The sequence below is a fragment of the Waltera sp. genome (assembly GCF_046969025.1).
In the GTDB taxonomy this organism is placed as follows: domain Bacteria; phylum Bacillota; class Clostridia; order Lachnospirales; family Lachnospiraceae; genus Acetatifactor; species Acetatifactor acetigignens.
Genome location: NZ_JBKVQF010000033.1, coordinates 19,659 through 31,724 on the forward strand (window position 1 = coordinate 19,659; position 12,066 = coordinate 31,724).

The 12,066-nt window shown below is 42.6% G+C and carries 8 protein-coding genes and 1 pseudogene; all 9 read left to right on the forward strand.

All coding sequences use genetic code 11. The annotated features are described in order from the left end of the window. Positions 1-46: 46 nt before the first annotated feature. Positions 47-1,336, forward strand: a pseudogene (locus ACLTOH_RS14245) (ABC-F family ATP-binding cassette domain-containing protein); the annotation flags it as partial. Between the two features lie 188 nt (positions 1,337-1,524). Further along, positions 1,525-3,384: an ABC-F family ATP-binding cassette domain-containing protein gene (locus tag ACLTOH_RS14250; RefSeq protein WP_412123289.1), complete on the forward strand. Its 1,860-nt coding sequence runs from the start codon at positions 1,525-1,527 to the stop codon at positions 3,382-3,384. 319 nt (positions 3,385-3,703) lie between these two features. Next, positions 3,704-4,597 carry a sensor histidine kinase gene (locus ACLTOH_RS14255; RefSeq protein ID WP_412123290.1) on the forward strand — a complete coding sequence of 298 codons (894 nt, stop codon included), beginning with the start codon at positions 3,704-3,706 and terminating at the stop codon, positions 4,595-4,597. A 195-nt stretch (positions 4,598-4,792) separates the two neighbouring features. Continuing rightward, a complete protein-coding gene (locus ACLTOH_RS14260) occupies positions 4,793-6,097 on the forward strand; it encodes an IS30 family transposase (RefSeq protein WP_069432380.1) in 1,305 nt (434 codons plus the stop codon). Positions 6,098-6,526: 429 nt separating this feature from the next. Beyond that, entirely contained in the window at positions 6,527-7,477 is a 951-nt protein-coding gene (locus tag ACLTOH_RS14265; RefSeq protein ID WP_195541699.1) for a DUF6033 family protein, read from the forward strand. A 20-nt stretch (positions 7,478-7,497) separates the two neighbouring features. Beyond that, positions 7,498-8,310: a FlxA-like family protein gene (locus ACLTOH_RS14270; RefSeq protein ID WP_412224286.1), complete on the forward strand. Its 813-nt coding sequence runs from the start codon at positions 7,498-7,500 to the stop codon at positions 8,308-8,310. 12 nt (positions 8,311-8,322) lie between these two features. After that, on the forward strand, positions 8,323-9,075 hold the full coding sequence (locus ACLTOH_RS14275) for a hypothetical protein (protein WP_412123292.1): 753 nt from the start codon (positions 8,323-8,325) through the stop codon (positions 9,073-9,075). 171 nt (positions 9,076-9,246) lie between these two features. Then, on the forward strand, positions 9,247-10,206 hold the full coding sequence (locus ACLTOH_RS14280; RefSeq protein WP_021960360.1) for a hypothetical protein: 960 nt from the start codon (positions 9,247-9,249) through the stop codon (positions 10,204-10,206). Positions 10,207-10,453: 247 nt separating this feature from the next. Next, positions 10,454-11,605 (forward strand): IS110 family transposase, encoded by a 1,152-nt coding sequence (locus tag ACLTOH_RS14285; protein ID WP_412224287.1) that lies wholly within the window; start codon positions 10,454-10,456, stop codon positions 11,603-11,605. Positions 11,606-12,066 lie beyond the last annotated feature (461 nt).

The window sequence follows — 12,066 nt, forward strand, 5'->3', positions numbered from 1 at the left end:
AAAGTTCGTATAAGCTATGCGTAAATTCTAAAAAGAGGTTATACAGATGAATATACTGACTGTTGACAATATTACCAAAAGTTATGGAGTACGCAAGATTTTTGACGGAGCCTCCTTTTTCCTGCAGGAAGGGGAAAAGGCCGGAATCATTGGTATTAACGGAACCGGAAAATCCACTTTGCTAAAAATGATTGCCGGGCTGGAGGAGGCCGATGACGGTACCGTGATCAAGGCAAATCACTGTCTGGTGCGTTACCTGCCCCAGAATCCGGAGTTCGCACCGGAAGAGACCGTACTGGAAGCGGTGCTTCGGGGCAACCGCATGGAGGAAAACGCCGGAACCATCGAGGCGGATGCCAAAAGCATGCTGACGAAACTGGGGGTTACGGAATTTGATCAGCCCTGCGGGCAGCTGTCCGGCGGACAGCGCAAGCGTCTGGCACTGGTATCGGTACTGTTGTCCCCGGCGGAGATCCTGTTATTGGACGAGCCTACCAACCATCTGGACAATTCCATGTCTGACTGGCTGGAGGATCAGCTGCGCCGCCGCAAAGGCGCTATGATCATGGTTACGCATGATCGTTATTTTCTGGACAGTGTCACTGACCGGATCCTGGAACTGGACAAAGGGAAGATTTATTCCTATGATGCCAATTATTCCGGCTATCTGGAACTGAAAATGCAACGGGAGGAGATGGCACAGGCCAGTGAGAAAAAGCGCCTGAATATCCTACGCAATGAGCTTGCCTGGGTACAGCGGGGCGCCAGAGCCCGCTCTACGAAGCAGAAGGCCAGATTGCAGCGTTTTGAGGAATTGAAAAATGTGAAGGGACCCGTGACGGACGGCAAAGTGGAACTGACTTCCGCAGCATCCAGACTGGGCCGTACCACAGTAGAGATCGAGAATGTATCCAAAAGCTATGGCGATAAAGTGTTGATCCGTGATTTTACCTATCTGTTCGGCAAGGACGACCGGGTGGGATTTATCGGCCCTAACGGCAGTGGTAAGACCACGCTGATGAAAATGATCCTGGGTGAAGTGGCTCCGGACAGCGGACATATTGAGATTGGGCAGACCGTGAAGCTGGGATATTATGCCCAGGAGATCGACGACACCATGATGCATCCGGAGCAGAGAGTCATTGATTATATCCGGGATGTGGCAGAATATATCACCACGGAGGATGGACAGATCACGGCAGCGAGAATGCTGGAGCGGTTCCTGTTTTCCGGGGAAGACCAGTACGGACAGCTGGGAAAACTGTCTGGTGGAGAACGGCGCAGACTGCAATTATGCAAGGTACTGATGGGGGCACCCAATGTCCTGATTCTCGATGTAAACTGTAGTACCCTTTTGAAGTGTGCATAGAGTGTATCGTGTAATAAATTAGGTGTAAAAAGTACAGGATACACAAAAATATCATTGTACTGTGTATAGTGTAGGAGAGGATGTAGTCAAAAGAGGTGACTACTTTTTTATTTGGTGTATAATGGTAGCTAGAACAAGATGAAAGAGGAAACAACATGAATTTGATTAACATAGAGAATCTGACAAAGTCCTATACTGAGAGGAAGTTATTTAATGGTGCATCCTTTTCTTTACAGGAAGGAGAGAAGGTAGGTGTCATTGGTATCAACGGAACCGGAAAAACAACCTTGCTTAAAATGATTATGGGTGAGGAAGAAACGGATGAAGGAACCGTTACCCTTGCTAATCATGTGGTGCTTCGTTACCTGCCACAGCATCCGGAGTTTGCACCGGATAAAAGTAGTCTGGAATGTGTACTGGAAGGAAACGTGACAGATGAAAATCGTTGGTCCATAGAGAGTGAGGCCAAAGCGATGATGACACGTCTCGGTATTAAAGATTTCATGCAACCTGCGGGACAGTTATCCGGAGGGCAAAGAAAACGACTTGCACTCATTTCGGTACTGCTTTCCCCGGCAGACATACTTTTGCTTGATGAGCCTACAAACCATTTGGATAATGAAATGGCAGATTGGTTGGAAGACTATCTGAAAAAGTGGAGAGGGGCACTCATCATGGTAACCCATGACCGCTACTTTTTGGATAGCGTGACGAACCGAATTATTGAAATCGATAAAGGTTTGATTTATAGTTACCAGACAAATTATTCGGGATACTTGGAATTGAAAACCCAGCGTCAGGAAATGGAGTTGGCAACTGAAAGAAAGCGCCAGTCGATACTTCGTGTAGAACTGGAATGGATACGCAGAGGAGCCAGAGCGCGTTCCACAAAGCAGAAAGCACATATTCAACGTTATGAGGAACTGCGTGACCGTCAGGCACCGGTGCAGGATTCACAGGTGGAATTGAGTTCTATCTCAACAAGACTTGGTAAAACCACAGTAGAACTGGAACATATCTGCAAGGCATATGGGGAGAAGAAACTGATAGATGATTTTTCTTATATCTTTTTGAAAGGTGACAGAGTTGGATTTGTTGGACCAAACGGTTGTGGAAAATCCACCCTGATGAAAATTATTGCAGGAATGATACCACCGGATTCCGGACAGGTTATCATTGGGCAGACGGTCAAGATGGGATATTACGCACAGGAAATCGCTTCGGAAAAGGGAGGCAATGAAAATGAAGTTGACCTATCTTATATGGACCCAAAGCAAAGAGTGATTGATTATGTGAAGGATACCGCAGAATATATCCAGACAACAGAGGGTAGTATCTCTGCATCCGCCATGTTGGAAAGATTTTTATTTCCACCGGAAAAACAATATAGTCCGATTGGAAAACTGTCCGGCGGTGAGAAGAAGAGATTAAACTTACTTCGTGTGCTGGCCACTTCCCCAAATTACATCCTTTTGGATGAGCCTAGTAACAACCTTGACATAGCCACATTAACCATATTAGAAGATTACCTGGACCGTTATGAGGGAATTGTTGTTACCGTGTCTCATGACCGATATTTTCTTGACAGAACCATGAAACGCATTTTTGCGTTTGAGGAAGATGGAAAACTGAAACAATATGAAGGTGGTTATACAGATTATTCCTTGAAGAAATTAGCAGAGAAAGAGGAACAGGAGGCAGAGCAGGCAAAGAAAGCAGGAAATGCATCCAAGACGAATACGCAGCAGGCACAGAAAGGACAGCGTACTCGTGGTCCTCAGAAGTTAAAGTTTACATATCAGGAACAGAAGGATTATGAAACCATTGAAAGTGATATTGCTGCACTGGAGGAAAAAATAGAAAAGCTGGAAAGTGAAATGGCTGCAGTATCAACAGACTTTGTAAAACTGAATCAGATAATGGCTGACAAAGAAGCGGCAGAGAGTCTACTGGAAGAAAAGATGGATAGGTGGATGTACTTAGAAGAATTAGCCGCAAGAATTGCAGAGCAGTAGAGAGTAGAGAAAGTAACCAACGAAAAAAATTGGTTACTTTTTTTGTGCTTAAAAATGAGGGAGGAGCGGATAGAGTGACTGAAACAAATACGAGTAGAAGGTTTTGTGCTTATAATGCACATTCACCTCCAGAACTAGGATAATAGTTAAGAGAGGATTGGTACTTAGGGATATTATGTTTGCCCTGTTCATTAACACCCCATATATGCTTACGGAACCGGTAAAGCAACTGATAGCATATATCGTTGTGGAATTGATTTATTACGGTGTTGCCATAGTCGTTATGTGGCTTGTAATTAAGTTAATTCATAAGGTGTATGTGAATAAAAAAGAAAATATATCAGGAAAAGAATTGATATTACTTTTTGCGACTCTTTTGACGGTAATGGTAGGATATTTTACATTTAATTTCTTATCCAATGTGTATGTGGAAGATACGGGAAATTATGTGTGGAATGTTCATCCGGGATATACTTTTTTACGGGTGATATATCAGATTGTTTCTTTTGCTGCCATACTTATCGCAGTTATTATATATCAGAGGATAAAGGAAAAACAGCGAGAGGAAAATATGAATTTGCTATTGGCAGAGCAGATAGAAAACACGAAACAGCACATCAGCGAAGTAGAAAAGCTGTATGGGGATATTCGGGCATTAAAGCATGATATGGGCAATCATATTTCAGTATTGGAAAATCTCTTTATGAAAAATGAGACAGAGGAACTTGAAAAATACATGGCAGAACTGAAATCGGCATGGAGTGAGAGTGTGGCGGAAATTAAGACCGGAAACCCTGTTACAGATGTGATTTTGACACAGAAGCAGAAAGAAGCAGAGGAAAAAGGGATTGATTTTAGGTGTAAGTTTATGTATCCAACGGACACAGGTATCAATGCGTTTGATGTCAGCGTAATACTAAATAATGCCATTACTAATGCGTTTGAAGGGGTAAACGGTTGTAAGAATCCTTATGTTTCCGTATCTGCCTATCGTAAGAAGAATGCGTATATGTTGGAATTAACTAACTGTGTTTGTAAAAGCGTAGAGATAGACGATGAAACCGGGGTGCCGGAAACCACAAAGAAAGATAAGGGCAGTCATGGATTCGGACTTGCCAATATCCGTAAAGTGGCTCAAAAATATTATGGGGACATAGATATAAGCCAGGATGAAAATAGCTTTACATTGACGGTTATGTTAATGGTTGAATAAGAAATAAGGGACACAATTCTGTACAAATGGGTATAGATCCTCAATAGTTTTTTGAAATTCCCGTGTGAGGGGGAAAGTTGATTACAAACAGAATAAATTACAGCAGTGAAAGTGACGATACAAATGCAGGAAGAGCAGAAATGTTCTTCCTGTTTTTTAACAGAACTTCAGCAGCTGGCGGGGAAAGGAGACAGTATGGCAAAGTTCTTAAATTATGAGGACCGGCTGGAGATAGAAAGCGGACTAAAGGAGCATATGACTTTCACAGAGCTTGGAGAGAAACTGGGAAGGGACAGGACTACCATCACAAAGGAGATCAGGAACTATTCCATCGAACAGGACACCGGTTATGGAAGTTACCCGCATAATACCTGCAAGTACAGAAAAGCATGTAAGAGGAAAAAAGTATGTGGGACAAATGACTGCAGGCATCCACTGGTAGCTGTCTGTAAACAGTGTGAACTCATATGCAACCGTTACTGCGAGCATTATGAAGAAGAAATATGTACCCATCGCTTTAAACCGCCATATGTATGCAACGGATGCAGTGAAGTAAAGAAGTGTACGCTGACAAAAACTGTTTACGATGCTCTGGGAGCCCAGAGGCGGGCAACGGATAAGATATCGGAATCCCGAAGCGGGATCCTTGCTACGGAAGGGGAAATCGCCAGACTCAATGAAATCCTGGTGCCGTTGGTAAAACAGGGGCAGTCTATCCATCAGATCTACCTGACACATAAGGATGAACTGATGTGCAGTGAAAAGACCCTCTACAACTACGTGGATGGATGCCTGTTTGATATCAGGAACATAGACCTGCCAAGAAAGGTAAAGTACCGTCCGAGATATAAAAAACCGGAGCTGAAAGTAGACCGTGGATGCCGTGTGGGAAGGAATTATCATGATTACGAAGTATATATGGAACAGCATCCGGACACAGCAGTGGTGCAGATGGATTCCGTGATCGGCAGCAAGGGAGGGAAAGTCCTGCTGACGATATATTTTGTAAATGTGTCACTGATGCTGGGGTTCCTGCGGGAAGCGAACACCTCAAAGTCAGTGATAGATATTTATGATGAACTGTACCACCGGCTGGGAGGGCAGGATTTTAGGAAGCTGTTTCCGGTCATCCTGACGGATAACGGAAGTGAGTTTTCCAATCCGAAGTGTATAGAGAACGGACCGGATGGAAAAGGATTTCAAAGGACGAGGATCTATTACTGCAATCCAAGTGCGCCGTACCAGAAAGCAGAGATCGAGGTGGGACATGAATTTATACGCAGGATCCTGCCGAAAGGAAGAAGCTTTGATGAACTGACGCAGGCAGACGTAGAGCTGATGATGAACCATATCAATTCCTACCGGAGAAAGAAACTGAACGGAAAAAGTCCGTATGAAGCGTTCAGCTTTTATTATGGAGAAGACCTGGCGGAGAGGCTTAGATGCCACGAGGTTGCAGCCAAAGACATCAACCTCACCGCAAGACTTCTCAAAAAGTAACCAGAAGACAGAATAAAGCACAGACCGCTGGCTGAAATAGGAACAGCAGAAGACGTGAATTATGGCTTGCAAAATTTGTAAGCCAAAACTGACGTCCGGTTTTTGTGCAAAAAAATACTCTGCCATAAGGTGATTATATCATAAAAGCAAGGAAAAAAACGGGAAAGTCATTACAAAAGTGGAAAGTCGGGTACAAAATTTGAAGGTCGCTTTCAAAATGTGAAACTCGTTTACAAAACGGGAAACTCGGGTGACTATTGAGCAAATGGGTATAGATTGTGTCTTTTGTTTTTGGTTCACAACATAAAAAGGTCGTTTCACAACAAGTCTATTTAGTATGAAGTTTTATATTCCGAAATAGGAAATAGCAGAAGTATCTGTGTATAGAGAAACGGATTTCTAATCAATATTTCAAGGAGGATGATGCGGATGGCAGTAAAGGGAATCGGAAGTAATTACCTGTACCCGGTACAAAATGATTACAAGCTTGATTCAAAAACAGAGGACACTAAAAATGCTGTTTCCCAGACTGCGGTGCAGAAGGAAGGAGTAAGTTACGAAAAGACAATACCGGATTCTGTATCGGCAGGACTTGAGTATATTCAAGGGTTGGAAAAGCAAATTAGTGGAACAAAGTTTTTTGTCGGGACTGTAAGTTATGGACAGACCTACGGTAATTCATCAGATATTAATTTTGTTGTGAATCCTAAGTTCTTAGGAAAGCTAGGAACGGATGAGGCGACAAGAAAACAATTTGAAGAAGATGTTAAGTTTTTAAATGATTTTTCTAGGAGATTTAGGCAGCAGCAACTTGCCCAGGGACGAGAAATGATTAGTCAAGGGTGGTTCTGTGATGAAAATGGTAATTGGGGTGGCTGGGGAGTCAGCAGACCTATAAAGCAAAGTACAGTATTACAGGATATGACAGATAATGCCGAGAAAATCCGGCAGGAGAAACTTGAGGAGCGAAAAAAAGTAGAAGCAGAGCTGAAAGAGCATTTTGGTGACCGTTTCAAAGGATTTCATGTGAAATGGTCGGAGGAGGATGCAAAGGCAGAAGAAACAGAGGAATCGGAAATTGCGGAGGACGCTGAGAAAGAGAGCGAGACCATAGGTGGTAGTGTTGGTGTAAATGTCGGCAAGACTGCAAGAAAGATTGCTGCGGCAAAGACTACAAGCCAGTTACGGGCGGTCATAGCTGAAATAAAAGGCGATATGCAGGAAGTAAAAGCAGGCATTGAAAAAGGATGGTGCGATGAGTCGGAAATGGAAAAAGTAAATTCTTTAATGGCTCAGGCACAGAACCGTATGGGACAGGTGGAAGATAGAGAAGCAACACCGGAAGAAGAGAATATGTTTGCAATGGCTTCACTTATGTAGATAACAGGAGGTAATAGGATATGAGAATTAACGGTTTAAATGGGGCAAATACACCTGTGGGTGGAATGAATATGACGAAGGCAACAGATTCTGTCAGCAAGAATATTCAAAATCAGATTGCTAATGCTCAGAAGCAGTTGCAGGAGCTTTCTGCCAACAAAGATATGAGCATTGAAGAAAAAATGAAAAAGAGACAGGAAATTCAACAGCAGATTACGGATTTGAATAATCAGTTAAGACAGCATCAGATTGAACAGAGGAAAGAACAGCAGGCAAAGAAATCTTCAATGGATGATATGCTTGGTGGCAGTAAGAAAACTGCTCCGAAAGCTGGAAAGCAAAGCACAGGTCTGTCACAGGCTAGTATGAAGGCTATGATTTCTGCTGATTCCGCAATGGCTCGGGCACAGGTGCAGGGCAGCGTTGCTACAAAGATGGAAGGCAGAGCCGGGGTGCTGGAGTCTGAAATCAAGTTGGATTCGGCTCGTGGTGATGATGTAGAGGCAAAGAAAGAGGAACTTGCTGAAGTAGAGCAGAAGGCTGTTCAAGCAGAATCAGCACAGATGAATACATTGGCTACTGCGAATAAGGAATTGGAAGAAGCTGCGAAAGCAGATCAGCAGACTGAAAAAGCAGATGATAAAGATAAGAAAACAGATAAGAAGGATGCTGTTGCTGGTGAAAAAGAGGATAAGACTGTGGCAGGCACAGAAGAAACCGAGAATGTGGGTGCTGATGTTAAGACCGAAACAGTTAATACTGATATAGCAGAGCCGGTAGAGGTATCTGTACCGGAAACAGTAGCATATACCCATGTGGATGTGCGTTTGTAGGAGGTGCTTACTATGTCAGAGATAAATAGTTTTAGTGATTATGCAAGCAAATATAACACCAATGTAGATTATTCCTATTTGTTTGGAGGTATGCAGACACCGTCAACAGGCAGTGCTTTTAATCTTTCTGACTATGCAGCAATCAAAAATGGCAGTTATGGAAAATTGCTGAAGGCATACTATGCAAAGCAGGATGCAGAAAAGGCATCTTCCGGTGGGGATACTGTACAGAAATCTACACTTATGAAGTCAGGAGCGGATGCACTAAAGAAATCAGCAGATGCTTTAAATAATGATGAACTCTGGGAAAAGAAGAAAATCAAGAAAAAGGATGAAAAGACCGGAGAGGAAATCGAGGTTGAAGATTATGATTGGGAAGCTATCACAAAGGCTGTGAAATCATTTGTAGAAGATTACAATGATGTTGTGGAACAGGCAGGTAATTCCAATTCAAAAGATGTATTAAGAAATGCTGTGTGGATGACAGGAATTACTGAGTCTAATGAGAATATGCTTTCAAAAATCGGTATTACCGTAGGCAAGGGTAATAAGTTGGAACTGGATGAGGAAGCACTTAAAAAGGCAGATATTAGTTCATTCAAAACACTTTTTACCGGACATAATTCGTTTGCTGACAAGGTATCCATGAAAGCAAACAGTATTTCCAATGCTGCAGCACGAACAAGCGGAACCTATAAGAGCAATGGTACATATAACAATGCTTTATCGGAACTTGTATCGAAGAAGGTGGATGAGGAAGTGTAGTACTGTAATGGTTTTGTTCCCATTCAGACAGGATTCAGACAGGTTTTCATTCCGATAGGTAAAGATAATTGAATATTTGCCGATATACTTAATAGCTAAGGATGGCGTCTGTTTTCAAGGGATTGAATGTGAAAATAGACGCTGTTTTTCGTTTGGATTGGAGGTTATATTATGAGAATACAAGCTGCAAATACATTTTATACAGGTACTTACTCTGTTTTGAATACGAAGTCATCATTTCCATATGCTGTGAAAGTTGAAGGTTACGGAAATACAAGAAACCAAAGGAGTTTATTTCAGTTTGCACATGTGACAATAACAGAACATATGGTAAATGCAAAATATGGTACAAAGATTACAAACGGTTCGAGAGTGCAGATGCAGACCGCAGGTAGTAAGAAAAAAGAAGATTGGACTGAGGTTTCCAAAGAACAGTTGGCAGAAGTAAAACTACCGGCATCATTTGATAAATTGAAAGAACAAAATTCTTATTTTTATCATGGAGAAAACATATCGGATTATGAACTAGTGCAAACTGCAGTAGCATTGGGGAAAATGGAATTACCAACAGATGAGAAAAAGTGTATCCCAGACAGAGTTGCAATGGATGCATTTGAAGTGCTTGTCAGAGACCAGGCGGCTCCAAAAAACTCATGGTCAAATACATTGTATTCGGAAGATGGAAAATATACCTTTACAAAGACTGAAAGCGGAAGATGGCAGATGCATTTGATTGATGATGCTGCCATAGGTGCATCTTTGGAAGATATAGCAAATTGGATGATGAGCGGCACGCCCAATAGAAATATTGAGACACGCTACCTAAATTATCTTCATACTGTTGATCCGGATTTATATAATGTGGCGATGCGAATAGGTTCCGAGGTTCGTTCTTATGGTTTTATGGAGGATTTACATCAGCAGGGAGTATTAAGTGATAGTCAAAATCAGTATGATATGAGTCTGTTGGGTATGTTATTCGGTAAAGATGCGGATAGTATGCGTATGATATTGAATGGGTGTAAGGAGTCTGGTAATTTTTTGGAATTATTGGATTTGTATAGCCCGGATGGAGCAAAATCGTTGGATAAGCTTCGGGAACAGCAATATAAGCACGGTGGAATTGTTTAATATAGCGAGTTTTATGACAGGATATGGCTAATGCTGTATCCTGTTACATTTTTTATATTAACATTTTTGAATATTTTGTCGATATACAAAATGATAGAGTATAGGTAAACGGATTTACCACACAGAATACAAGGAGCATTCCTGTTAAGTAACAAATAACCGGTTTGCAAAAAATGAGTGCCACCCATAGAATAATGATTGTTAACTGGCAGGTTAATTAATCATCGTTCAAAGGAGACACCCACAAATGAATTATAAGCAGAATGAAAAAATCAATCAAGTAAAAGAATCAACTTTGGTAGTTGGAATTGATATCGGAAGCACAACACAGTACGCCAGGGCATTTGACTGGAGAGGCATTGAACTCGGAAAAGTCTTTACGTTCAGCAACAGCAGAGAAGGTTTTGAAGCCTTTAAAGCATGGATGCAGCATTTGCAGGACAAGTACAGAAAGTCAGATGTAATCGTAGGTATCGAGCCGACAGGTCATTACTGGTTTGACCTTGGCGCTTATCTTGAGGATGAGGGCATCCTCCTGGTTATGGTTAACCCTTATGCGGTAAAGCAGACCAAGGAACTGGATGACAACAGCCAAAGCAAGAATGACAGGAAGGATCCGAAGGTGATCGCAAAGCTGGTTACCGAGGGCCGGTATTCTGCACCGTATACACCGGATGGTGTGTATGCTGATTTAAGAATTATGGTGGCCAATCGTAAGAGACTCATCAGGGAGATGACCCAGATCAAAAACAGATTTGCCAGATGGTTCGCCATATATTTCCCCGAGTACACAGATGTGTTTGGGGACTATGAAGCACAGAGCAGTATGCTGCTTCTAAAGAAAGTTTGTACTCCGGAAGCAATCGTGGAACTGGGAGCCGAGAAAATCAATCAAATCTGGCGTGATGCAAAGCTAAGGGCTGTAGGAATGAAAAGGGCAACGACCCTGTGTGAGACAGCAAAACGCAGCATCGGCTTAAAGAAAGGCTCTTCGGCTGCCCGGTATGAAATGAAACTGTTGCTCGAGGATTACGAATACAAAAAGGCACAGCTGGACGCCGTTATGGAGGAGATAGAAAAGCTGTGCAGGAAGATACTCGAAAGCAGGCAGATGCTTGCCATCAAAGGTATAGGAGTGATCACGGTAGCCGGATTTCTGGCAGAAGTGGGTGATGTGAGGCGTTTCGAATCACCCAGACAGATACAAAAGCTGGCAGGACTCTCATTACGGGAGAACAGCTCTGGAAAGCACAAAGGACAGACGACCATAAGCAAAAGAGGTCGGAGTAAGCTGCGGGCAGTACTGTTCAATGCAGCAATTCCGCTGATAGCGAAGAATCCGGAGTTTAAGTCATATATCTTTTCTTTCAGTTTCTCAACCAGGTGTATTTCAAGATAACGTACATGATTTTCAACTGTAGGCTTGCCTTTCGGCTTTCTAGCGGGTGGTGGAAGAACTATAGTTTCATAGAAATCTTCCAGATCTGCAAAGGTAGACTGCAGGATAAGTTCATCCTTTGTGTGCTTGGTTACAGCAGTTCGCAGGTTATCGGGCACAAAGTATTTCGTAACAGCACCATAAAATGAAACAGCATGGGCACAGCCTTCTATAAAACATGGGAGCTTCTCATTTGGAAAAGCTTCTGCATAGATCAGACTGCTGACTCCGAGAGTGGTCGCAAAGATATGGACTTTTTTGATCTCGCCCGTTTCGGTATCTGTTAACAGTTCCGGCTGATCACCGACCCAGTCGATATACATCTTTTCACCCGGGATTCGGTTTACGGCCATTGATACCTTCTGGCCACCATAGTTTTCTGCTATGAATCGGTTGAAGTATTCGTAAAACTGTGACTTCTC

Excerpts from the sequence above, each read along its gene's own strand:
- ACLTOH_RS14270 (WP_412224286.1), top strand. The coding sequence starts at position 7,498 with ATGAGAATTAACGGTTTAAATGGGGCAAATACACCTGTGGGTGGAATG.
- ACLTOH_RS14280 (WP_021960360.1), top strand. The coding sequence starts at position 9,247 with ATGAGAATACAAGCTGCAAATACATTTTATACAGGTACTTACTCTGTT.
- ACLTOH_RS14250 (WP_412123289.1), top strand. The coding sequence starts at position 1,525 with ATGAATTTGATTAACATAGAGAATCTGACAAAGTCCTATACTGAGAGG.
- ACLTOH_RS14265 (WP_195541699.1), top strand. The coding sequence starts at position 6,527 with ATGGCAGTAAAGGGAATCGGAAGTAATTACCTGTACCCGGTACAAAAT.
- ACLTOH_RS14260 (WP_069432380.1), top strand. The coding sequence starts at position 4,793 with ATGGCAAAGTTCTTAAATTATGAGGACCGGCTGGAGATAGAAAGCGGA.
- ACLTOH_RS14275 (WP_412123292.1), top strand. The coding sequence starts at position 8,323 with ATGTCAGAGATAAATAGTTTTAGTGATTATGCAAGCAAATATAACACC.
- ACLTOH_RS14285 (WP_412224287.1), top strand. The coding sequence starts at position 10,454 with ATGAATTATAAGCAGAATGAAAAAATCAATCAAGTAAAAGAATCAACT.